The 22,517-nt window shown below is 69.2% G+C and carries 22 protein-coding genes and 2 pseudogenes; 9 read left to right on the forward strand and 15 right to left on the reverse strand.

What is annotated here, in order from left to right; genetic code table 11:
• Nucleotides 1-63: 63 nt before the first annotated feature.
• Together K9S39_RS09070 and K9S39_RS09075 are read right to left on the reverse strand one after the other, a co-directional pair.
• Entirely contained in the window at nucleotides 64-1,254 is a 1,191-nt protein-coding gene (locus tag K9S39_RS09070; protein ID WP_248862807.1) for an amidohydrolase family protein, read from the reverse strand.
• Nucleotides 1,255-1,402: 148 nt separating this feature from the next.
• Nucleotides 1,403-1,873 carry a carboxymuconolactone decarboxylase family protein gene (locus tag K9S39_RS09075; RefSeq protein WP_248862808.1) on the reverse strand — a complete coding sequence of 157 codons (471 nt, stop codon included), beginning with the start codon at nucleotides 1,871-1,873 and terminating at the stop codon, nucleotides 1,403-1,405.
• 475 nt (nucleotides 1,874-2,348) lie between these two features.
• Between K9S39_RS09075 and K9S39_RS09080 the strand changes: the two genes are divergently transcribed.
• Together K9S39_RS09080 and K9S39_RS09085 are read left to right on the forward strand one after the other, a co-directional pair.
• Nucleotides 2,349-2,951 carry a 3-hydroxyacyl-CoA dehydrogenase NAD-binding domain-containing protein gene (locus K9S39_RS09080; protein WP_248862809.1) on the forward strand — a complete coding sequence of 201 codons (603 nt, stop codon included), beginning with the start codon at nucleotides 2,349-2,351 and terminating at the stop codon, nucleotides 2,949-2,951.
• Nucleotides 2,952-3,382: 431 nt separating this feature from the next.
• A complete protein-coding gene (locus K9S39_RS09085) occupies nucleotides 3,383-4,564 on the forward strand; it encodes a winged helix DNA-binding domain-containing protein (protein ID WP_248862810.1) in 1,182 nt (393 codons plus the stop codon).
• Between the two features lie 26 nt (nucleotides 4,565-4,590).
• On the opposite strand, the gene K9S39_RS09090 is transcribed toward K9S39_RS09085, so the two are convergent.
• The gene (locus K9S39_RS09090; RefSeq protein WP_248862811.1) at nucleotides 4,591-4,914 is read right to left on the reverse strand and encodes a plasmid pRiA4b ORF-3 family protein; all 324 of its coding nucleotides are present in this window, start codon (nucleotides 4,912-4,914) and stop codon (nucleotides 4,591-4,593) included.
• A complete protein-coding gene (locus K9S39_RS09095; RefSeq protein ID WP_248862812.1) occupies nucleotides 4,847-5,098 on the reverse strand; it encodes a hypothetical protein in 252 nt (83 codons plus the stop codon). Before K9S39_RS09095 ends, K9S39_RS09090 begins: the two co-directional genes overlap by 68 nt.
• A gap of 343 nt (nucleotides 5,099-5,441) precedes the next feature.
• Here K9S39_RS09095 and K9S39_RS09100 point away from each other — a divergent pair.
• Nucleotides 5,442-5,666: pseudogene (locus tag K9S39_RS09100) on the forward strand (IS5/IS1182 family transposase); the annotation flags it as partial.
• Nucleotides 5,667-5,729: 63 nt separating this feature from the next.
• Here K9S39_RS09100 and K9S39_RS09105 read toward each other — a convergent pair.
• A complete protein-coding gene (locus K9S39_RS09105; RefSeq protein ID WP_248862813.1) occupies nucleotides 5,730-7,010 on the reverse strand; it encodes a hypothetical protein in 1,281 nt (426 codons plus the stop codon).
• Nucleotides 7,011-7,084: 74 nt separating this feature from the next.
• On the reverse strand, nucleotides 7,085-7,402 hold the full coding sequence (locus K9S39_RS09110) for a chaplin family protein (protein ID WP_248862814.1): 318 nt from the start codon (nucleotides 7,400-7,402) through the stop codon (nucleotides 7,085-7,087).
• A 518-nt stretch (nucleotides 7,403-7,920) separates the two neighbouring features.
• Between K9S39_RS09110 and K9S39_RS09115 the strand changes: the two are divergent.
• A pseudogene (locus K9S39_RS09115) lies at nucleotides 7,921-8,509 on the forward strand (IS630 family transposase); the annotation flags it as partial.
• 405 nt (nucleotides 8,510-8,914) lie between these two features.
• On the opposite strand, the gene K9S39_RS09120 reads toward K9S39_RS09115, so the two are convergent.
• Nucleotides 8,915-9,958, reverse strand: coding sequence for an Lrp/AsnC family transcriptional regulator (locus tag K9S39_RS09120; RefSeq protein WP_248868667.1), 1,044 nt, complete (start codon nucleotides 9,956-9,958; stop codon nucleotides 8,915-8,917).
• A gap of 120 nt (nucleotides 9,959-10,078) precedes the next feature.
• On the opposite strand from K9S39_RS09120, the gene K9S39_RS09125 reads away from it, so the two are divergent.
• A complete protein-coding gene (locus K9S39_RS09125) occupies nucleotides 10,079-11,245 on the forward strand; it encodes an alpha-hydroxy-acid oxidizing protein (protein ID WP_248868668.1) in 1,167 nt (388 codons plus the stop codon).
• Nucleotides 11,246-12,054: 809 nt separating this feature from the next.
• Nucleotides 12,055-13,443 carry a proprotein convertase P-domain-containing protein gene (locus K9S39_RS09130; RefSeq protein WP_248862815.1) on the forward strand — a complete coding sequence of 463 codons (1,389 nt, stop codon included), beginning with the start codon at nucleotides 12,055-12,057 and terminating at the stop codon, nucleotides 13,441-13,443.
• Between the two features lie 234 nt (nucleotides 13,444-13,677).
• Here the strand turns inward: K9S39_RS09130 and K9S39_RS09135 are convergent, their stop codons facing one another.
• The 3 genes from K9S39_RS09135 to K9S39_RS09145 all read right to left on the reverse strand — a co-directional run bounded on the left by K9S39_RS09135 (nucleotide 13,678) and on the right by K9S39_RS09145 (nucleotide 16,643).
• Entirely contained in the window at nucleotides 13,678-13,887 is a 210-nt protein-coding gene (locus tag K9S39_RS09135) for a hypothetical protein (RefSeq protein ID WP_248862816.1), read from the reverse strand.
• 134 nt (nucleotides 13,888-14,021) lie between these two features.
• A complete protein-coding gene (locus tag K9S39_RS09140; RefSeq protein WP_248862817.1) occupies nucleotides 14,022-15,431 on the reverse strand; it encodes an MDR family MFS transporter in 1,410 nt (469 codons plus the stop codon).
• Between the two features lie 543 nt (nucleotides 15,432-15,974).
• Entirely contained in the window at nucleotides 15,975-16,643 is a 669-nt protein-coding gene (locus K9S39_RS09145) for a TetR/AcrR family transcriptional regulator (protein WP_248862818.1), read from the reverse strand.
• A 121-nt stretch (nucleotides 16,644-16,764) separates the two neighbouring features.
• Here K9S39_RS09145 and K9S39_RS09150 point away from each other — a divergent pair, with 121 nt between their 5' ends.
• Nucleotides 16,765-17,976: a cytochrome P450 gene (locus K9S39_RS09150; protein ID WP_248862819.1), complete on the forward strand. Its 1,212-nt coding sequence runs from the start codon at nucleotides 16,765-16,767 to the stop codon at nucleotides 17,974-17,976.
• Nucleotides 17,977-18,085: 109 nt separating this feature from the next.
• Here the strand turns inward: K9S39_RS09150 and K9S39_RS09155 are convergent, their stop codons facing one another.
• From K9S39_RS09155 to K9S39_RS09165, 3 genes are all read right to left on the reverse strand, one after another.
• Nucleotides 18,086-18,631 carry a helix-turn-helix domain-containing protein gene (locus tag K9S39_RS09155; protein WP_248862820.1) on the reverse strand — a complete coding sequence of 182 codons (546 nt, stop codon included), beginning with the start codon at nucleotides 18,629-18,631 and terminating at the stop codon, nucleotides 18,086-18,088.
• A gap of 147 nt (nucleotides 18,632-18,778) precedes the next feature.
• Nucleotides 18,779-19,177 carry a hypothetical protein gene (locus K9S39_RS09160; protein ID WP_248862822.1) on the reverse strand — a complete coding sequence of 133 codons (399 nt, stop codon included), beginning with the start codon at nucleotides 19,175-19,177 and terminating at the stop codon, nucleotides 18,779-18,781.
• Nucleotides 19,174-19,386: a hypothetical protein gene (locus tag K9S39_RS09165; RefSeq protein WP_248862823.1), complete on the reverse strand. Its 213-nt coding sequence runs from the start codon at nucleotides 19,384-19,386 to the stop codon at nucleotides 19,174-19,176. Before K9S39_RS09165 ends, K9S39_RS09160 begins: the two co-directional genes overlap by 4 nt.
• 410 nt (nucleotides 19,387-19,796) lie before the next feature.
• Here K9S39_RS09165 and K9S39_RS09170 point away from each other — a divergent pair, with 410 nt between their 5' ends.
• Entirely contained in the window at nucleotides 19,797-20,744 is a 948-nt protein-coding gene (locus K9S39_RS09170; protein WP_248862824.1) for a S1C family serine protease, read from the forward strand.
• Nucleotides 20,745-20,872: 128 nt separating this feature from the next.
• Here K9S39_RS09170 and K9S39_RS09175 read toward each other — a convergent pair whose 3' ends face one another.
• Nucleotides 20,873-21,079, reverse strand: a complete 207-nt coding sequence (locus K9S39_RS09175) for a DUF2180 family protein (protein WP_248862825.1) — start codon at nucleotides 21,077-21,079, stop codon at nucleotides 20,873-20,875.
• A 444-nt stretch (nucleotides 21,080-21,523) separates the two neighbouring features.
• On the opposite strand from K9S39_RS09175, the gene K9S39_RS09180 reads away from it, so the two are divergent.
• Nucleotides 21,524-22,165 (forward strand): class I SAM-dependent methyltransferase, encoded by a 642-nt coding sequence (locus K9S39_RS09180; protein WP_248862827.1) that lies wholly within the window; start codon nucleotides 21,524-21,526, stop codon nucleotides 22,163-22,165.
• A 50-nt stretch (nucleotides 22,166-22,215) separates the two neighbouring features.
• On the opposite strand, the gene K9S39_RS09185 is transcribed toward K9S39_RS09180, so the two are convergent.
• Complete coding sequence (locus K9S39_RS09185; protein WP_248862828.1) at nucleotides 22,216-22,509, reverse strand: hypothetical protein; 294 nt, start codon at nucleotides 22,507-22,509, stop codon at nucleotides 22,216-22,218.
• Nucleotides 22,510-22,517: the final 8 nt, after the last annotated feature.

The raw sequence follows: 22,517 nt of genomic DNA on the forward strand, positions 1-22,517 counted from the left end.
CCGAACACCGCGCCGGCAGCGCACCCCCCGAGCCGGCGAAGGCTGAGGACAACGGCATCGGCCCTAAGCGTCGATCCGGTACACGCGCATGGCGTTGTCGCGGAACACCTTGCGCAGGACGTCTTCGCCGCGTGGTCCCAGAACGTTGACCAGCATGCCGATGATGTCGGGCAGTGAGGCGTTGGGCTTGTCCATGGGAAAGTTCGATCCGAACATCACACGGTCGGGACCGAAGGAATCGGTCACATGATCGACCATGGGCTGCAGGAGTTCCTGGAGCTTTTCGAGGCCGCCGATGTTGCCGTCGGGTGAGTGGCCAAAACCCAGTTGCGGGAACGCGCAACCGGAGTGTTTGGCGACCACGTTGGGGCGCTCTGCCACGGCGGCGATGTTGTCCTTCCAGGTGCGGTAGATGTCCGCGCGTTTGGCAGCGGTGTCCCCGGTGTCGGTGCCCGTGGGACCGAACACGCCGACTGGCGTTGCGTAGTGACTCACGATGATGGTCGTCTCGGGGTATTCATGCGCCAGGATCTCGACGTCTGGGAGCTGGCCGGAGTAGACCGTGGCCTCAAAGGGCAGGCCCCGTTCGGCGATCGCGGAGAAACCGGCGAGGAAGTCTCGGCTCTTGAGGAGCCCAGGTTCGTCGAACCAGTTCAGGACCTTGGGGTCAGGGTGCCAGGCAGCGAGCTGACGTATGCACGTGACCTTGGGACTGGCCTGCAGGTGGGCATCGATCAGGGTGCCGCAGTGCGGGTCGGTGGGGTTCGCGTGCGCCGTGATCGCGACCAGGTCCGGTAGACCGTCACTGCCCCAGGGAAGGGAGATCAGCCACTTGGTCTCCTCCACCGGCGCCAGCGGCTCCTTGCCCTGCCATCCCGCCTCCACATGCACGAGGGCGACGACGGGCGCTCCTACGACCTTGGCGACCCCCTCGGCGTCAGCGGCGTACTGTTCGGGCAGGAAGGGCTGTGCCACGTACCTCGGAGTCAGGATGAGCTGCCGCTGCTTCACCGGCGCCAGCTTGCCGAATGCCTTCTCGACCAGGTGCGGTGCCGCCCGGTAGAACTTCGCCGCGGGACTGGCCTGGCGCGGCGTCGTAAAGGGATCCCATTGGTGGACGTGGGTGTCGATGATCCCATCGACAACGCCCGCGAGACTGTGTGTCATTGCCCTTTTCTCCTCTGAAGTGTCCTGGCACGTTCTCCTCTGAAGCGTTCTGGCACCGTTCTCCTCTGAAATGTTCTGGCGCGTCACGTCGCAACAGCGAGCGCCGAGCTGAAGGGCTGTCCACCACAACGTGATCCCGCACGTGCGTTCCTCGCGACAGCGCACCGGGCCTTGTCCGTCCCAGGTGCTGATCGTTCCGGTGGCGCAGTGGATCACCGCGCCGGTGCCGGTGAGATCAGCGTGGTGGAGCCGTGTACTGCTTGCTGCTGTCGACGACCGCCGTGCCCAGCGGCTTGTCAATGTCGACGTCGAGGGTGCAGGTGATGCGGGCCATGGTCCAGTAGTAGCCGACGACCAGGATCACCTCCACGATTTCCTTGTCCGACAGGTGCTTGGTGAGCGGTACGAAGTCCTCGTCATCGCCCCGAGGCCGCTCCACGATGCCGGCGGCGAATCCGACCAGGGCGCGGTCGGCGTCGGACAGAGCGCCCAGGTCACCGCGTCGGATCGCCTCCCGTTCGGTGGCGGTGACGCCGACGCTTTCGCAGGTGACCTCGTGCTGGACCCACTCGTACCCACCGTCGGCGGCGTTGACGGCGGCGAGGATGGCCGGCTCCCGCTGCCGGGCCGACAGGGTGAGGGCGGTCAACTGGGCCGCTCCCAGTTCCAGCCGCGGCTTCAGCGCCCCCGCGGAATGAGCCATCATGTCGTACAGCACGAGCGGCGGTACCTGCTCAAGAATCCGCCGTGTCTCGGCAGGCCGGCGCGGTCGGGATACGGGATGCGGGGCATGGCACTCCCCTTGGCAATCTGGTGTTTGCCCGGTGACACCCCGCAAAGCCTTTGATCACGGACGCCACCGGATCGATGTCTGGATGGTGCTCTCCCTGATCGCCGGTGAGATCCTGACGCCGCACCGGTGAACGTGGCTCTGCAGGAACCAGATGCTGCCATTCATTCTCCCACGCGCGATATTTGGCGCAAACCGGTCGACGGGAGGTGCCATATGTCATGGAACGCTCATCATCCGGTGGCGGCCTGGATCTCGTGGCATGGCGCGTAGGCCCGCAATGATCCCCTTGCCGCGGCAGAAGCGCGGCGGCCCATGGATGGCTCCCGCGCCGGGTCATCGTCCGCCAGCACCATCTCGAACACGCGCTGAACTGGTCCTGCTGGCGACGATGGCACCGGGCCGCCACCCCCGGTGCCTGGACGCAAGGACCATCAACTCCGGCCGGGTGGCCCGGCGACCGAGTGCCGTACCCGGCGCATGGCGACCGGGCAGCCGCTACGAGACGACGTCCCGTAGCGAAACCTCACTCAACCGGGCAGTGGCCAAGGGCAAACTCTCCGAACCGGCCGGCAAAGCCGCCCTGGACGGAATCTCTCTCACACCCGACATCAAAGAACTGGCCGACCGGCAGTTGGTTATCGAGTCCATCAATGAGGACGAAGCCGCCAAGGCCGCGTTGTTCAAAACCCTGGACCGTATCGTCGAGGCTTCGGACGCCCTGCTCGCCTCCAACACCTCATCCCTCCCCGTCATGCGGCTGGCCCGCGCCACCACCAGGCCCCAGCGGGTCATCGGCATGCACTTCTTCAGCCCCGTGCCGGTGCTCCCTCTGGTGGAGCTGACCGGTTCCCTGCTCACCGACGAGACGGCGTGCGACCGCGCCGAGCGCTTCGCGACCGAGGTACTCGGCGCGGGGTCGGCTGGGGCCGGTCGGCAGGAAGAACGGCTGGCAGCTCGCGGAAGTACGCAGGTCACGGGACGACGTCCGTGACCGAATCGATCTTGCCGGCGGCTCCCGCGCCGTATCGCTCGTACCTCACCCCGTACCGCGCGACCCGAATGGCCGCTGTCACCGTCCGAACCGCAGGTGCAGACCTGGGTCCTGCGCTGTGTGCCGCGCTGGCGCGACGCCAACGCCCGCCACCCCGACGTACTGGACCCTGTCGTCGAACTCCCGCCTGCCCCGCGCCCCCTGGCACGCGCTCCCCCAGCTAACGCTGGGAGGTGCCCCCAGCGGGGCCCGCCCTTCGGGCGAACGACGGGAGTTCGACGTCAGGGCCTAGCGCCGCGGAAGTTCCGCCGATGGCTACTGGGCGGTGAGGTGTTTGTTGATGGCCTTGATGTCGAGGTGGTCGGGATCGAAGGCGCCGCCGATTGACGAGGCAACCGGTTTCGTGGTGGGCGTGGTGTTAGCGTGCCGCAATGCTGACCGTCGATCAGCGGCAGGCACGCCGGTTTCGCCTCGCCCGCCACCACCTCCTCAAGCCCGCACGACGCAGTGCGTTGCTCACCGTCGCCGGAGCAACCGGTATTCAGCACACCCCGCCGGGGTCGGCCGCCCAGTCGCTGCATGTCCGGCTTGACGGGCTCACGCCCGAGCACGTCACCGCCGCGCTGGCCGAGGACAAGACCCTCGTACAGGTCTGGAGCCTGCGCGGTGCGCCCCATGTGGTCGGTGTCCAGGACGCGGCGGTGTTCACCACCGGACTACTCCCCGACGACGAGGACTCCTGCCTCGCCTTCATTCCGGGCGTCCAGCGGCATCTGGCGGCCTTCGGGCTGACCGCGGGCGCTGCCGTGGAGCACACCCGCGAAGCACTCCCGCAGGTCCTGGACGGACGTCAGTTGACCAAGGACGAGCTGGGGGTGGCGCTGGCCGAGCACGTCGCGGTGCGCGTTCCCGGCGTCCGGAAGGGGCCGTGGGAGGAGCCCGACGGACTGGGCCACAACACCTACGGGCAGAGCCTGGTGCGCTTTGCGCTCTACGTCGCCGGGCTGTACGGCACCGTCTGTTTCGTGCCCACGCGGCAGGGCGCAGCCCGGTTCGCGCTCACCGAGCAGTGGCTCGGCACGCCGCTGCCGCGGTGGGACGCCGCACGCGCGCGTGCGGAGCTGCTGCGGCGCTATCTGCGCTGCCATGGGCCGAGCACGGCACGGGAGTTCGCCGCGTGGACCGGCGTATCGACGGCCTATGCGTCCCGGAGCTGGGAGCTGCTGGCCGGGGAACTGGCCGAGGTGCGGTATCGCGACGCGCCGGCCTGGGCCCTGGATGCCGATGTGGACCTCCTGCGCGACCCGCCGGAAGCCGTGGGGGTCCGGCTGCTCCCGCCGTACGACCCGTATCTGGCGAACCAGGACCGGGCCTGCCTGCTCGCTGACCCGGCGCTGCGGCGGAAGGTCTGGCGCACGACGAGCAACCCGGGCGTGGTCCTGGTCGACGGTGACGTCGCCGGTCTGTGGCGGCCTCGGAAGCAGGGCCGGCGACTGACCTTGCTGGTCGAGGCGTTTGCCCGGCTGTCGGCTGGGACCAAGGCCGCGATCAGGGATGCCGCTGCCGAACTCGCGCCGTTCCGCGGGGCGGAGACAGTGATGGTGGAGTTCTAGCTGCGCCGCGGAAGTTCGGCTGATGGCTATTGGGCGGCAAGGGCCTTGTTGATGTCTTCGACGTCGAGCTGACTGGAATCGAAGGCGCCGCCGGCCCACTCCAGGAGTTCGTCGTGCTCCTCGTGCCCGGGGTCGGCGATGGCCTCGGTGAAGTTCGCGTAGCCCCACGGGCCGCCGCAGTCCTCCGGCGGGCAGGCCCGGCGGCCGGTGAGGCAGCGGGGGTAGGTCGTTCCTGGCTCCCGGGGCAGGGCCTTCTCCGCCTCGATGCGGTGCACCCAGTCGTCACCGACGTCGTCGGTGTAGCTGATCTTGTCCCCGATGGCGGGGGGCGACAGCGTAGAGCGGGACATTGCGTTCGTCGCGGTGGCCGAGCTCGCTGTCGCGGCGCCCGTAGTCGCCGGCCGGGGTCGCGGCGGTGACCGAGACGGTGCCGTGGCGGATGTACTCGAACTCCCGCAGGCGCACCCGTCCGCGGCCGGGCGGCCGGGCGGGCTGCTTGCGGGAGCGGGCGGCCATCGCGGTCTTCTCGTCCACCGACACCACCACCGAGCGCGGCGGGCGACTGCGGTAAAGAGCGCAAGAACAGCCACGCGTACCAGTCCCTGACCAGAGGCAGTTGACCGGCATCGGCGTCCGGATGGCAGGAGGCCGTCAGCAGGCCGTAGTCGGCCGACTCGAAGGACGCCTCGCTCCAGACACCACCGGACTCCAGCATGCCCATGCCACCGGGCGGTACTCCCCCCGCATGCTCCACAGTCTGCGCGGGTGCGATGGTGCGACCAGCACGGAGCGTCCGTTGTCCACACTTACCAGCGCCCGGACCGCATCCGACGATTCTGGGTGGGCGTACTCGTTCGTCGCGGCGCTGGAGCCGGGGATCCCCGAATGCCGAAACCAGCGGACCAACCGCCGGCGTCGTGGCAGCGCCGACGGACGTCCTTTCGGCTTCGACAGTTCGATGCACAGGCGCCGTAACGAGGTTGAGCGAACGATCAACGCCCTCAAGGGCTTCCGGGCCGTTGCTACACGCTTCGACAAGCGAGCGTATGTCTTTCACGGCACCGTGACCGTCGCCGCTGTGCGCCCGTGGCTCCGCTCATGACCCGCCGAACAGCCTCTGGCCTGCTGGTCTTCGGGAGGGGTGACGTGCTCTGCTGGCGCACCGTCATCCGGCTGGGACCGCGGAGTTCCCGTCCGCGGTGGTGGCTGCGCCCTGGCTGGGGGTGAGGAGAAGGTCCTCGTAGGTGTGGTGATGGCGGGTGGTGGTGCGGTGGTGGAGCAGATGGGTGGCACGTTGGGGTTGGCCGGCGTCGATGAGGGCGCGGGCGAGGGTGTCCTGGATGATTTCGCGTTCGACGCGGACGCCGCCGATGCGTTGGGCCTGGTCGCCGAGGGCGGTGAGGAGGTCGACGGCGTGCCCGGGGCGGCCGGTGGTCAGGTGCGCCAGGGCCTTGGCGACGGGGGCGAGAACCTCGGCGTAGTCGGGGCGGGGGTCGTCGGCGGCGCGGCGGGCGAGGGCTTGCAGGGCATCGGTGTCGGTGGCGACGGCGAGGCCGAGGGCGAGTTGGAAGGTGTGGAAGACCTCAGCCCAGCCGCCGGGTTCGGACAGGAGCCGGTGGATGTGGTCGAGGTCGGCGGTGCGGGCGGGGGTCTGTCCGGCGAGCAGCAGGCGCCAGTTGGTCGCCGAGCGCATACCGACGTCTCCGTAATGGAGTTCGGCATCGGCGCGACGGCGGGCGTCGGCGAAGTCGCCTGCGGCGATGGACTGCAGGGCAGCGTGCCATTGCAGGTGGCGGCGCTGCACCGCGTGCGGGTCGGCCTCCAGCCAGGTGTCGATGAAGGCGGTGTATCCCGGGCCGGTGCCGTGTTCGTGTTCGGCGTGGGCACGGGCGTGGGCTGCCGGGCCCGAGCGGGGATTCAGCCGCAGGGCGTGCTCGGCCAGGGACCAGGCGTCGTCCGGGCGGCCCTGCTCGGCACGTGCCCCGGCCAGCCAGGAGGCCCACGGCCACGCCTCGGGCCCGGCAAGGGCGTACTGCTGCTCGGTGAGCGCCTGGCCGTGCTCCCGGTACTCCACAGGCCCCGCCAGGTCGAAGGCGCTCAGCATGCTGCCGGCGATCTCGTCGGCCGGGAACTGCGCGAAATGCACGACCAGGTGATCGGCCGCCGCCTGGTAATGCCGGTGAGTGAACAGGTAGATCCCGTAGACCAAGGACTGCTCACGCGCGCCGGCCTCCCGGGCTTCCTCGTGAGCGAGTACCAACTCGCGGCGTAGTGCCTCGTCATCCAGCGCGTCACTATCCGCCAGCACCACCAGCGCCCGGGCCAGCCCGCACCCGGCGCGCCGCCGTACAAGGTCCTGGAGCGCGGCGGCGGAACGACCGGTCGCGGCCAGCCATTCACCCACCGCAGGGTCGTCCACCGACAGGTCCGCAAGCACCGGTGTCATCACCACACCTCTCCACGGGGGGACGCAGTGCGCAGCATGGGCATCACTTAACCGGCAGTTGGATGGTGCCGACATCAGAGTTGGATGATGCCGACATCAGAATCGTCGACCCCAATCGCGTCGGAAACACACGTGAGGCCGCTGTTGCCGCAGTGGTTCCGGGGCAGCCCGACCGGCAGCTTCCCGGCATTGCCCGCCACGGTCCCCTTGCCGGATGTCGTCGCACCGGCTGCCCGTGCACCTCCCGCCTTGGCACAGACGTTGCCGAACGTGGGGTTCCCGACACCGATGACCGCGTGCGCCGGCGCCGCCGACAACGCCACCGCGCCCAACCCCGCGCCGACCAGCACCGCCTGCCTCCGCACCGACCTGACCCGCGTCGCCGCACCCATACGCCACCCTCCATTCCGCCCGACCCGGCGCCCCGACTGAACCGCTGACACCTTTTTTCCAAGCAACGACCGAACCGCCACTAGCGACACGACATCGCCACAGGTGTCATTCCGAGACCAACGACGCTTCCACCGCCCAGGCACCCGAGGAGACGTGGGTGCGGGTCCAACCGACCCCGCATCGGACAGCTCACCCCGCCCCATGCGACCGTGAACGATCCACGATGCAGGCCGTCACCGACCCGTCGGACTCATCCAGCGAATCCCGGCGATCCGCGCCGGGGTCCGGGCGATGGTGCCGCCTGGCGCGTAGGCGAGGCAGTAACGGTCTCGTCGCGTCTGGCCAGGCTGCGGCGGGGCCGGCACCCACCGCTGGATGGGTGGCTGGTCGCCATCGAAGTCCGCGATGGCCGGCAGGTGTCGGCCGCCCAGTGGAGGCGTGGTCCCTTGGCGCCGTCCCGCACGAGATCCGCTCCCACGTCTCCTCGATGCCTGGGCAGTGGTGTGGTCGATGCTGGATGGCGGGGAGGGGACGGCCGACGGCCGAGCTGGTACTGACCGATGACGAGCGTGAGACCTTGACCCGCTGGGCCAGGCAGGCGCCGGACCTCGTCGCAGGGCCCCTGGCCCTGCGGTGCCGGACCGTGCTGGAGAGTGCAACCGGCGCATCGAACAAGGACGTTGCCCCCGGCTGGGGATCGAGGCACATACGGTCAGCCGGTGGCGGGCCCGCTTCGTCCGCGACCGGCTCGAAGGGCTGGTGGACGAGCCGCGTCCGGGTGCCCCGCAGATCACCGACGAGCAGGTCGAGGACGTGATCGTCGGGACGCTGGAGGCCGCGCCGAAGGATGCCACGCACTGGTCGACACGGCCGATGGCCGGGGAGACGGCCTGTCGCAGACGGCCGTCTCCCGGATCTGGCGGACCTTCGGCCGCAAGCCGCACCTGGTGGACACCTTCAAGCTGTCGAAGGATCCGCAGTTCATCGAGAAGGTCCGCGACGTGGTGGGACTGTATCTGGCGCCGCCCGAGCACGCGCTGATGCTGTGCGAGGACGAGAAGACGCAGATCCAGGCGCTCGACCGGTCCGCTCCGGTGCTGCCGATGACGGTCCCAGCCGCCGAGCACCGTCCACGCCCACCGTGGGAGACGCTGCGCCGCGACATGACGCCGTCCCCCGGAAGTCGCACGCCCCCGATGGCCGCCGGCTCGGCAAAGCCTCATCTGGGAGGACACGGGTCAACGGGAAACGCCGGACCTCTCTTACTTACGGCCGGGATCACAACAACGTTGCACGGTGCGACTGCCGACGGCCGGAATCTCCCGGTGACTGAGCGTCGCAGTCGGCGGATGAGCGCGATGGTTGGCGAGAGTCGGCAGGTGACGCGCTCCGCGACCAGGGGTCCTGACCCTGCTGCGCCTGGGTGTCAACTGGGACACCGTCCGCTCGGCGTTCGACGCCTGATGACGTCCTCATTGGGGGCGCCCGGAGTCGACGGTGCTGCTCGCGGATCAGGAGCCGACGCTTCCGGGGTCGGACCAGACGTCGAGCGGAACCACGCCGACGGACCGAGCATGCGGGTCGAGGATGTGGCCCAGCAGTTTCTCGTGCCGCAGAGTGATGACCCGCTCGGCGATGTCGAGGCTGGGGTGGGTGGTGGCAAGGTGGGTCTCGAAGCGGAGGACATCGGCGACCGAGTGCAGACTCGCCTGCAGGATGAGGTTCTGAGTGCCGCTGACGGCGGCGCAGTTGCGGGTCTCCGGCAGCCGGATGAGGGAGTGTCCGATGTCCGGCAGGTCCAGGGGGGGAACTTGGGCCCAGAAGGTGACGGCGACGGGCCAGCCGCCGAGAGGGCGGGCGAAGTCGCAGCGGAAGCGGAGCAGGCCGAGTCGGGTGAGCTGGTCGATGCGCCGTTTGACCGTGGATGCGCTGGTACCCAGCGCGGCGGCCAGTGCCTGGTAGGAGGCTCTGCCGTCGCGTACCAGGCGGGCGATGATCGCTCGGTCGGATGGAGTGATCTGGCGTGGCCCCCGGTTGGTGGGCGGGGTTTCGGCGTCGGCGCTGAGCTGGGCACGCTGCCCGGAGGCGAGTGCGGCGATCCGCCAGCGCCCGCCCTCGGCGAACATGTGGGTGACGATCCGGGCTCGTACGGCGCTCACGCCGGGGACCGAGGGCAGCACATCGAGGGTGTAGCGCGACATGGCGGGCAGGTCGCGTGTGGCCACGGTCGCGAGGAGGTCATGGGCGCCGGCCGCCCGCTCGATGGTGAGCGTGTGGGGGTGGCGGCTCAGTGTCCGGACCACGGTGGCGGGGCTGCCCACGGCGCAGTCGATCTCGATGAAGGCCACACAGACCTGCTCGAACAGGTGCGGGCCAGGCGAGACGCCGACCCATGCCTCGCCACGCGCGGACAGGCGGCTCCAGCGCCTGGACACGGTGACCGGATCCACCCCAAGGGCGCGCCCGAGTTCGGTCCACGAGGCCCGTGGATGCAGTTGGAGGGCGTGGATGAGCGCCAGGTCATCCTCGCTCAGCAGCTTCGCCGGATCCTGCATCTGCGTCTCTCTTCGTGCGGGATTCCTGCAATCAGGGGACGGGCGCTGACCAGTATCGCAGCCTTCTCGGAGGCACACTGTGTCCGTTGCTGCTGGTGCGGGAAGGGAAGAGGTTGGCTGATGCGTCAGGCGTTCGGCTCCTATCAGGACGAGATCTACCTCAACGGGCTCGGCGGCGTCATGCCGCGTTTCCCGATGAGCTCCGCGGAACTGGAAGCCCGGGCGGAGGCTGTGCTGCCGCCCTCCGTGTGGTCGTACGTCGCCGGCGGCGCCGGGGACGAGCGCACCCAGCGAGCCAATGTCACCGCCTTCGACCGCTGGGGCCTCATTCCCCGGACGTTCGTCGGCGCCGCCGAGCGTGACCTGTCGGTCGAGCTGTTCGGGATGACGTTGCCCTCGCCCGTGCTCATGGCGCCGGTCGGTGTCATCGGCCTGTGTGCGCAGGACGGGCACGGCGATCTGGCCACCGCACGGGCCGCCGCCCGCACTGGGGTGCCGTTGATCGCCTCCACGCTCTCCGTCGATCCGATGGAGCAAGTCGCCGCCGAACTCGGCGACACCCCGGGGTTGTTCCAGCTCTACACTCCGACCGACCGGGACTTGGCGGAGAGCCTGGTGCGGCGGGCCGAAACGGCCGGGTTCAAGGGCATCGTGGTCACGCTGGACACCTGGATCACCGGCTGGCGTCCGCGTGACCTCGCGACCAGCAACTTCCCGCAACTGCGCGGGCACTGCCTGGCCAACTACACCTCGGACCCGGTCTTCCGAGCACAGTTGGAACGTACTCCGCAGGAGGATCCGCAAGCCGCCGTCCTGCGCTGGGCACAGGTCTTCGGCAACCCGCTCACCTGGGCGGATCTGCCCTGGCTGCGCTCCCTGACCGACCTGCCGCTGATCGTCAAGGGCATCTGCCACCCCGAGGACGTACGCCGCGCCAAGGACGGCGGTGTGGACGGCATCTACTGCTCCAACCACGGCGGCCGGCAGGCCAACGGAGGGCTGCCCGCCCTCGACGTGCTCCCCGCGGTCGTGAAGGCCGCCGACGGGCTGCCCGTCCTGTTCGACTCCGGCATCCGCAGCGGAGCCGATATCATCAAGGCCATCGCCCTGGGCGCCACCGCCGTCGGGATCGGCCGCCCCTACGCCTACGGTCTCGCCCTGGGCGGCACCGACGGCGTCGTCCACGTGCTCCGCACACTGCTGGCCGAAGCCGACCTGATCATGGCCGTCGACGGGTACCCCACCCTCGAGCAGCTCACGCCCGAAGCGCTCCAGCGCGTCGCATGACCGTTCCGGCTCGGCCTGCGTACCCCGAGCACGTGCGGCTACAGAGAGCTGCACAGGAGCCCGGGCCCGCCGGTCGAGGCCGCATCGGCCACCGCGGCGGCCGAGCCGATCCGGATCGGGTACGCCCGCTGCTCACCTCCCCGCCCCACCGCTCGGCTGTGGTCCGGTCGACTCGCAGAATGCGCTGACCCGTTTGGCCACGTAGTCCTTACACCGCCGCTTGTCGGCCTCCGCGATCACCTGACCCGCAGCCCTGTGTGAAGGACGGCCAGGTCCGCTCCCGAGCGGGGCCGCCTGCGGATCCCGCGTGGGCCAACTGCGCCTGCTCTGAAGGTGTTGACCTGCTGGACTTCGCCGGGCGGCGGGCCCTCCATGAGCCGTGGTCACAACTGCGTCGACCGCGTTGTGCACGGTGCAGGGCATCACATCGCGCACTCACTGCTGCGGGACTGCTCGCGCAGCGGAACGAGCAGCCGCACGACCCGGGACGGCCTTGGCGTGCGGCCGTTCCCGGCTGGGGCCTTCAGGGCGATGCGGCGGGGCCCGGGCCACATCGGCAGGAGTGACACCTCGCTCCGCCCCACGCCCGGTCGCCAGGAGTCATGTGGGGCCCTTCGCGCCGCCCGGCGTCGGCCGGGACCGGTCCGGGGCGGCACCGGAACACCCGGGGAGTGGCGGCCGCGAGTGGCCGATTTCCGCCCTCCCCCATTGGTCCGTACCTGCTAAACCTCTGAGGTGTACACGCAACGCTCTGGACACTCCAGTGCGCTCGCGTGTCATACCCCCCACACCGCGCCGAAAGGAGCGACATGCACCCCGTCAGACCTTCGCGCATCGCAGCTGCCGTCCGTCCCACGCGATTAGCCGCCGCCCTGGCCGGACTCGCCCTGATCCTCACCGCCGGCCCCGCCGCAACCGCGGTACCGGCGGACACCGCCGAGCCGCGGCCGCGGTCCGTCACCCTGGAGGAGGCCGTGACGACCGCGATGCTCGGCCAGAGCCGCGCGGAGCGCTCGCCACTGGCCGAGCGCAACGCGGGCACCGAGGTCAACATCCAGCGCCGACACGGCGGTTGGGTCTTCGGCTCGGCCGTCATCAAGGCGCCGAAGGAGCGGCGGGCCCACCCGCGGGGGTGGCTGTTCCTCGCGCACGAGCAGGACGGCGGCGGCTGGAAGAGCGCCCTCGACACGGATCCCGCGTTCGCCGCGCTCGTCCAACGGGCCCCGGCCGCGGTGGTGAGCGCGGGCGAGAAGAAGACCTTCGCGGCGAACGCGATGAACGCGCAGGACACGCCGAGCACACAGCCCCCGCAGAACGCACGGATCACGCAGAACGCGCCGGGCTCCCGACAGGAGAAGACCGGCCTCGCCCTGCCCTACACCCTCGGCAAGACCTGGAAGATCATCGGCGGTCTGCACGGCTGGAGCGGACAGCCACGGCCCTGGAGCTCCATCGATCTGGACAGCCGGGAGTCCAACCGCGAGGTCCTGTCCGCCCAGAGCGGGCGTGCGTACTGGATGTGCAGCAACGGCGGGCACCTCCGCGTGGTGCACGACAACGGCTGGACCACCGAGTACTACCACCTCCTCGACGAGATCAGGCCGGACGGGGACCCGGTCCGGCTCGGCGAGTATCTCGGCCTGACCAGCACCCGGATCCCGTGCGGCGGTTCGGCGGGCAGCAACCATGTGCACTTCGCCCTCAAGAAGGGCGGCTCCTTCGTGCCCATGGCCAGCAACGTCATCGGCGGCTGGGATTACTTCGAGGGCAATTCGGCGTACGGCGGCGGCGCCGTACGCGGCGACGACTACCGCTACACCGGGGACGACCTGCGCAACTACGGGCCTGAGGACGGCCGCACCTTCCACCGCGAGGGCCGCACGGACATCCCCGACCCCGGCGAGGCCACCGCGGCCGTGAAGGTGTCCGGCATCGAAGGCAACGCACCGGCCGACCTCCAGGTCTACGCGGACATCCACCACCCCTACCGGGGCGACGTCCAGCTCGACCTGATCGCCCCCGACGGCACCGCGTACCGACTGCGCGACGCCGACCCGAACGACGGCGGGGACCTCATCCACGAGCAGTACACGGTCGACGCGTCGGCGGAACCGGCCAACGGCACCTGGCGGCTGCGCGCCACCGACACGGACGGGGGCGACAACGGGTACATCGACGCGGTGTTCCTGACCTTCTGACCCCTGAACGTCGTACGGCACCACGGCCGCCCGGCGCGCGGACCGCGGCTCACCCCTACGCGGACCGCGGCTGACCGTACGCCGGCCGTGGTCGCCCGGCCACGGATCACGACCGCCCGTACGGGGATCACGAGCGCCCCGTACGGGAGTTCCGGTCCCACCGGCGCGCGCCGCGCGACGATACCGGCACGACGGACGACCGGCAGCGACGCGCCCACGACCCCGCCGCCCTGGTCACCCCGCCGCACCCCACCACAGCTTCCCCGCAGCGACACGGTCACCATCGGAGTCGACGACAACGCCGAAGTCCCCCTCGATGCTCCAGCCATCGCCGGTGGCTGCAGCTGGAGTGGCCCCGGCGCCGAGAACGCCGCCCGCGCCCTGCTCACCGGCATCCTCACCGCAGCCGAACGCATCGTTGGTCCCGTCGACCTCGGCTGGCACTTCCTCGACCGAGGTGTCACAGGAGCCGGGGACTTGGTGGACTGGCGGTATGACGCCACCGCCGCACCAAGTCCTCCGAGCTCTCGACCAGTTCGATGCCGCCCACCCCTGGGACCACAACGCCGCCCTCACGATCAGGTGGGCTGGTCTGCGGCGCTGTCGTGGTCTTGGGCGTCGGCGGCAGCGATCCGGCGCGGCAGCTTCGCGGCAACGACGATCGTCACCAAGGTGAGAGCGGCCGCGACGCCGAAGGCCAGCTTCATCCCGCTCAGCTGTGCGGGCACGGCGGCGACGCCGTCGGCGACCAGGTGCCCGGTGCGCGCGGACATCACGGTCACCACAAGCGCGGTCCCGAACGCTGCGGCGACTTGCTGCAACGTCCCGAGCATCGAGCTGCCGTGCGAGTACAGGTGCGGGGGAAGGGCCCCCATGCCAAGCGTGAAGACGGGGGTGAACGTCGCCGCCAGGCTCACCATCAGCAGCGCGTGCAAGCCCAGCACTTGCCAGTACGGCATCGTCATCGAGACCTGGGTGAACCCACCGAGGGCGAGCACCATGCCGATCGAGCCGGGCAGCACCAGCGGCCGACTGCCGAACCGGTCGAGCACCTTTCCCACGGTCGGTCCGAGCAGTCCCATGGCCAGACCGCCCGGCATGATCAGCAGGCCGGTCTCCAGCGGGCTGAGGCCGCGCATGTTCTGCAGGTACAGCGGTAGCAGGATCATCGACCCGAGCATCGCCAGGAACCCGATGGACATAAGGGCCAAGGACAGGCCGTAGGTGCGGTGCCCGAGGGTGCGCAGGTCCATCAGAGGCACACCGGTGCGTTGCAGCTTGAGCTGGCGGATCACGAAAGCCGCGATGGCCGCGACCCCGGCGATGACGATGCCGATGCCGAGCCCGACTCCGCCGTCGGTCTCGCCGAAGAGGCTCAGGCCGTACACCAGGCCGCCGAAGCCCAGCGCCGCCACGGTGACGCTGAGCCAGTCGATGGAGCTCACCTGCGGCTCGCTGATGTTGTCCACCTTGCGCAGCCCGAGCAGGGTCACCAGAGCCGCGATCGGCAGGACGACCACGAACAGCAGTCGCCAGGAGCCGACCTGCAGGATCAGCCCGGACACGGCAGGTCCGAGCGCGGGCGCCACCGAGATCGCCAGAGTGACGTTGCCCATCACCCGGCCGCGGTCGTGCTCGGGCACCACGATCATCAACGTGGTCATCAGCAGCGGCATCATCACGGCTGTGCCTGCGGCCTGCACGATCCGACCCAGCAGCAGCACCTCGAAGGACGGCGCGACGGCTGACAGGACGGTACCCGCGAGGAACACGCCCATCGCGATGGCGTAGGCCTGGCGGGTGGTGACCCGCTGCAGGAACCAGCCGGTGATCGGAATCACGGCGGCCATGGTCAGCATGAACGCGGTGGACACCCACTGCGCCGACTGCTCGGTGATGCGCAACGAATCCATCAACCGCGGGATAGCGTTGATCAGGATCGTCTCGTTCAGTATCACCACGAACGTGGCCAGCACCAGCAGCCGCACCACGGCCGGTATGCGGCCCGCCTGCACGGCCGGTCGTTCTTGGATCACAGCTGACATGGCAGCACCTCGCTGGGGTTCCTTGTCACAGTCGCCTCGCAGCCAAGGGCCGTCGGCATGGACGTGGGGTGGTGATACCGGTAAAGACCGGCACGCCTGGCAGAACTCATCGGTCGGCCCGAGTGTTCCGCATCGTCGCGCCGATCTCACCCGGATTTTCGCCTGCTCACGAAGGTATCCGTCGACGACGCCGCGGTCGACGCGCTTCGTCGACACCCGCTACGACGCCGGGACCAGTGAAGCAGCAGGCCCCGCACGCCACGGAGCACGTCCATCCAGCCTGGGGCATGCTCGCCCTGGTTTTGCTCGGTCTGCTGTAGGGGGCCTTGAGGACCAAGCGCCCAGTTGACGTTCTTGCCGCCGTCGAAACCGCCGCCGTCCGATCCGGCGACGGCGTACACCTTGGCCGATTGCGAGTCGATCACCTCGGTGTCGGCTCGCTGTCCCGGCCCAGCTTCTCGCGGGCGCACTGTTGTTGACGCCACGTCAATTTCCCCCTCTGTCCGACAGTCCCCGGGTGACGAGGCTGAGTGCGTTGGCAAGGTCTTCGCGATGCCGTTGCAGCGTTTGGGGGGTGACGCCATTTTGGGCCGTGTCATGGGCGAGGCGGTCGGTCGCCGCTTTGAGTACGGCGTTCATGGCGGCGGCTTGCACGCGGACTTCGAACGCGTCGGCCGGCACGCCCATACGTTCGGCGAGCACTTCGGTGAAAGTGTCTTCCGCGCGCTCCCGGAGCGCGAGGTACGCGGCGCGCAGCGCGGGTTCGCCATGGGTCATCCGGACCACGGAGAGAACCGTCTCGACGTCCACGCCGGATGACGAGCCGAGGACAGGCTGGTAGGCCGCTCGCAGGTGCTCTGTCAGGGCGAGTTCGGGCGGCCAGGCGTGCAGTACTGTCTGGAAGGCGTCGATCATCTTCGTGAGCAGAGGCTCCACGCAGCTTTCCTTGGTGGGGAAGTAACGCCACAGCGTGCGTTCGGAGACTCCGGCGGCCCGCGCGATCTGCTCCCCGGCGGTGGCGGCCACGCCCTGTTCGGCGAACAACCGAACCGCGTGGCGGGAGATGACGAGGCGTTGCTGTTGGCGTTGCCGGTCGCTCACCGGCGGCCGTCCCCGGCGAGGCACACCGCCGCTGTCCGCCATGAAGTCCTCCATCGGGCGATCTAAGCATGCCTCCACGGCACAGACCGTCCGAAACTTTATTGGCAGCTACTGCCAATAATGCTACGGTCAAGCCATCCGGGAGATCACATTCGCAGGTCCCAGGAGGAGAGCCATGAGCATTGCCGCCGAGCGTCCACAGTTACCCTTCGCCAGGCCGAACATCCTCGATCTCGCGCCTCTGTATGAGGTGCTGCGCCGGGAGGCGCCGGTCACACTGGTCACCACACCGACCGGGGATCCCGCCTGGCTGGTCACACGCTTCGAGGAGGTTCGTGCCCTGCTCGGCGACAAGCGACTCGGCCGCTCCCATCCCGAGCCGGAACGGGCGTCACGCATCACGACCGCCGCGGTACTGGACGGGCCCTCGGGCGACTACGACACCGAGGAGGCCGACCACACACGGATGCGCCGGCTGCTGACCCCGGCGTTCTCGGCCAAGCGGATGCGGGCGCTCTCGGACCATGTGCAGCACCTGGTCGACGGCTGTGTCGACCAGCTGCTCGTCGAGCATGTCACCACCCCCGAGGGGGTCGTCGACCTGCAGGCCGGGCTGGCCTTCCCGCTGCCGGTCGCGGTCATCTGCCGGCTGCTCGGGGTGCCCGAGAACGACCGCGAGTACTTCGCTTCGTTATCGGAGCGCATGGCCAACTACGCCATCGGCGACGACGCCCACCAGGCGCGGGACGAGTTCAACCACTACATGGCCGGTCTCGCCGAGACCAAACGCGCGCGGCCGGGCGAGGACGTGATCTCCGACCTCGTACGTGCCCAGAGCGCCGACGCGGACTTTGACTACGCCGACATGGTCCAGCTCTGTGTCGGGCTGCTGTTCGCCGGGCACGAGACCACGGTCAACCGCATCGGCCTGGGCATGCTGTTCCTGCTTACCCGCCTCGACCAGTGGCAGGCGCTGACCGCCGACCCCGCCGGCCGGGTAGACGCCACCGTCGAGGAGATCATGCGCCTGGGCGCGCCCGGTGACCTCGGTCTGCTGCGGTACGCCCACACCGACGTCGACGTCGCCGGTGTCACCATCCGCCGCGGCGACGCCGTGATCCTGTCGGTCAACTCCGCCAACCGCGACCCGTCCGTCTACACCGACGCCGAGACCTTCAACCCCGACCGCTCGGAACGCACCCACCTCGGATTCGGCCACGGTACGCACTTCTGCATCGGCGCGAGCCTGGCCCGCATCGAGCTGCGCGTCGTGTTCGCCACCCTGGCCCGCCGCCTACCCAGGCTGCGGCTTGCCAAGAAGCTCGATGAGCTGGAGGTGCGCACCACGCTCACCGGTGGTGTCACCGACCTTCCAGTGACCTGGTGAACGCCCCCCGGGACGTCAGCAGGCCGCCCGCATGATGACCGTTCGGGGTGGGAGCGACGGGCATCACCACCTCCGCACCCACCACAACGACCGCCTCCACTGCGGCCGTTCAGATCTGCCACCGGCAAGGTCGCTCGACGTACTGGACCATCTGCAGGTGGTACCAGAGTGACCGGCTAACCGATCCGGCGACGTACCGGCCCACCCCCACGACGGACATGGGCAGCGCTGCCGCCAGCAGGCGAGCATCTCCCACCAGGGACGGGGCCGCAGGCATTGCGCGGATGGAATCATGTCGCGGAAGAGAAGCGCTGCGCACGGGTGGGCGCGGTCGGCGGAATACGGCACCGCGAGCAGGTAGACGAGCCAGGCCACAACCCTGCAGCCACGAGCAGGGCCGGTGGCCTGAGTTGGGGACTGTCTTCAGATATCCGGCGAGGCGTTCGAGAATCTCGTCCGCGGTCGTGGCGTCCCTCGGCGTGGTCTCCGGCGTCTTGACGACCACTTCGTCCACCTGAGCGTCAGCGATCTTCCGGGGCCCACCCGGGCACGGCTCGTCGGCCAGCCCTTCCAGCCGGTCGCGCACGAAACGGGCCCGCCACCGGCTCACCGTGTGCTCCTCGCCCCCCAGCCCGCCAGCAACATCCCTGTTCATCGCGCCCGTTGCGCACTCCAGCACGATCCGGCACCGCAGAGCCAGGGCGGGCCTGCGACGAGGTCCGGCGCCTGACTGGCCCAGCGGGCAGCCGTCTCTCACGGATGGGCCGTCCGTGGGTGCGGTGCTGTGGCCGAAGCGGCCCCGTCAGTGGAAGCCCGGTATTCCGGGTGAGTCGATGTCGACGGTGACCACGCCGGGTGGGTAGGCGCCCTCGTTGGCAGTCAACAGGATCGACATGCCGGTGAACTCGGGGCGCGGCAGTGCGCAGTACAGGGCGTGGCAGGTGTCCGGGCCGCCGTAGCCGTCGCGGATCACGGCGCCGACGCTGACGGCGGCCATCCTGTCGAGACTGTCGACGACCACGGCGGAAAAGGCGAGTACGCGCAGCGAGAGGTTCTCTTGATCGGCTTCGGCCTGAATGAGGCACAGGGCGGGGATGCTGAGGTGTTCGCCGGGTGTCTTGGCCATGTTGCCTGCCAGGAGGTTCAGCGTTTTGTGGCCGCCGGCGAGCGCCCTGACGGCGCTGGTGTCGAGGATGATCACGCTGCGGTGCCTCTGTCGGCCCGGACCTTCTCGGCAGCGATCTTGTAGATGTCGGCGAGCACGCCGGACGCCTGTTCGAACCCCTCGTCGCGGATGCCCACGCCCATCATGCGGCGTACCACCTCCCGGTCGGCGGCCAGCCGCGCTGCCCGCTGCGCCGCAGTCGGCTGCTCCGCGGCAAGCGCTTCGACCAGCTGGCCGATGCTCACACCGCGCTCCTTGGCGAGCTCGGCAAGGTGATCACGGGTTTCTCGCCGGACCTGAATTCACACGTTCGCACTGATGACCGATGGTGCCGCCGGACGGGTGTTCAGCGGACCGCGGAGGCCCACAGAGGGAAGGCTTCCGACCGACGTCGTCGCAGCACCGACTCTCCCGCCGAACGGACCGTCCCATGAGCCGCAGGGAATCCCCCACCAGCCGCCCCTTGGACTCACCCGCCCGCGCCAGGGGGCGGAGCAGCCGCGACGTCGACGGCCGCCGACACGCCCGACCGGTCCCCTGGCCCTGGGCTGCGGCGGCCGCTTTCCTAGCTGCCTGCCTCTCAGCGGGCTGCACCGCCGACCCTCCGGAGCCCCGGGAAGCCGGCCGTGCCGCCACGACCACTCCGGCGCCCACCATGACGCCCCCCCACGCCAGCCAACTGCAAGCCGACTACCAGCGCATCGTCAAGGAGGCCCTGCCCTCTGTCGTGCAGATCGACACACCCAGGGGTCAGGGCTCCGGGATCGTCTACGACAAGGAGGGGCACATCGTCACCAACGCCCACGTCGTCAGCGGCTCCCGAACCTTCAAGGTCATGCTGGCCGATGCCGAGGAGCCCCTGGACGCCAGTCTCGTCGGCAGCCACACGCCGGAAGACCTCGCCGTCATTCGGCTCGACAATCCACCGTCCGAACTGCGGCCCGCCGCTTTCGCGGACAGCTCCAAGACCGCGGTCGGCCAGATCGTTCTGGCCATGGGAAACCCGCTGGGCCTGTCCGGCAGTGTGACGCAGGGCATCGTCTCCGCCACCGGCCGTACGGTCACGGGCCCGCCCACTGCCGACCGGCCCGGTGCCACCATCCCGAACATGGTGCAGACCTCCGCAGCCATCAACCCGGGCAACAGCGGTGGGCCACTGGTGAACCTCGCCGCAAAGGTGATCGGCGTCAACACGCTGGCAGCCACCGAGGCGGGTGCCGACCGCGACGCCTACCCCGGCATCGGTTTCGCCGTGCCCGGCTCCACCGTCACCCGCATCACCCGACAACTGATCGAGAAAGGCAGGGTTGTCGACAGCGGCCGCGCCTCCCTCGGAGCGGCCGTGCGGACCGTACTAGGACCTCGTTTCGAGCCAGTGGGAGCCGGAGTCGTCAGGGTTGAAGCCAACGGCCCGGCCCACACAGCGGGGATCCGGGCGGGCGACGTCATCACCCGACTCGACGACACGAAGATCACCACGGTCGCCGACCTCGCCGAGACCCTGGCCGGCGACCACCGTCCAGGTGACCGCGTGCGGATCGGCTACACCCGCGACGGCCGGTCACACGCCGCGGACGTCGTGCTCGGCACCCTCGGATCATGACATCCCGCCGCACCCGCGCCCCGGCCGCACTTCGAATCGTGCCCAGCCGCAGGCCCAGCCGGAGACCCAGCCGGAGGCGGTTTCACGTGTGCGTACCGCCTCCCGGTTCGTTCCGCGGCCCGGTCTCCTCATACGCTGAGTTCGGCCCGACGACAGGCGGGACACACAACGCGCCGGGCGGGCACCTCGCTGGTTGACTTGCCCAGTCCCGCCTTCTTGGACATCGGCTGCGTCTCCACGTAGAGATGGCCTTCACATAGCGCCACTCCGCATTCGCGGCATACAGCCACTGCCGAGGCGGAACGGTGGAGCGAGTGGCACTCATAGCATTCCATCGCTGACCAGATCCCTTCGCCGCCGTTGCTCCGCCCTTCCCGGGTACCGGCGGCCGGTCATGCACCTCAGTACCGTTTTACCCGTTTGTTATGGATTCACGTGGCTTGAGCCGAATCAGTCGGCGGGCGGGGGCATACCTTCGCCTCATGGACTCAACATCACCGCGGAGCTCGTCATCGAGCAGGAACGGGAGCTGACCTGATCGACGATCGCGCGGTGTGCAGTGTCCAGCCGGAGGGTGTCGGAGATCCACCGGAGGGTGTCGGAGGTCCACCGGAGGGTTTCGGAGGTCCACCGGAGGGTTTCGGAGGTTCATGAGTGCGGCAGTCGAGGTCACGTCGTGTGCACCGCATGTGGCGTCACTGTCGCTTCGAGTAGTCCCCAGTGGGGCCTGTCGGATAGTCAGTCGTCAGTGTTTCAGGAAGGATCTAGTGTCCTCGCTTGTGACTGAACTTTCCTCGTATCACCGTGCGACAGCTGATGCCTACGATGCCGTCGCCGTTCTCTATGCCGAACTCGCCCGCAATGCGCTCGACGCTCTTCCGCTGGATCGCGCGATGCTCGCCGCGTTCGCCGAGACCGTGCGGGCCGCCGGCTCCGGGCCCGTCGCCGAGCTGGGATGCGGCCCTGGAAGTGTCACCGCACACCTGCGGGATCTGGGGCTGGACGTCTTCGGCGTCGACCTGTCGCCCGTGATGATCGATCTCGCCCGCGAGACATACCCGGACCTGCGCTTCGAGGTCGGTTCCATGGACGCCCTGGACCTGGCCGACGGTCAGCTGCAAGGCATCGTGTCCTGGTATTCGGTCATTCACACCCCACCGCAGGACGTGCCCCCGTACTTCGACGAGTTCCGTCGGGTACTCGCGCCCGACGGAACACTTCTGCTCGCCTTCTTCGAGTCGGAAGGTGAGCCGACCACGGCGTTCGACCACAAGGTGGCGACAGCCTACCGATGGCCGATCGACGACCTCGCGGGGCTGGCCGGTGAGGCCGGCTTCACCGAGGTCGGCCGGATGCTGCGTGAGCCATGCGAGGGGGAACGGTTCCGCCGGGGGCATCTGCTGATGCGCGCAGGAAAGTAACTCAGGTCGTCGCGTGCCGCTATTGATGGCACGCGGCAACCTGGGCTGCCTCAGCCGCGTTGGTTGAGAGCTCTGGTCAGATCCCGGTTGGCCGACCTCGCGGCATCCAGATCGGACCGGGCCTCCTCCAACGCGGAGATCAGCTCGACGTTTTGTTGCTCCAGTCTCGTGATCTTCCGTTGAAGTTCGTCGATGTCCGTTGGAGCTCCGTGCCCCGACGCCTGCCATGCGTGAACGCCCAGCGCCTGCGAGAGCCGTTTCTCCAGCTGCTGGATGCGGGCGGCCAGGCGGCTGTTGTGGGCCTGGGCGTTGGCGAGGTCGGCTTGGAGTGAGGCCCGGCTCACCCGGCGAG

The organism is Streptomyces halobius, from assembly GCF_023277745.1.
Lineage (GTDB): Bacteria > Actinomycetota > Actinomycetes > Streptomycetales > Streptomycetaceae > Streptomyces > Streptomyces halobius.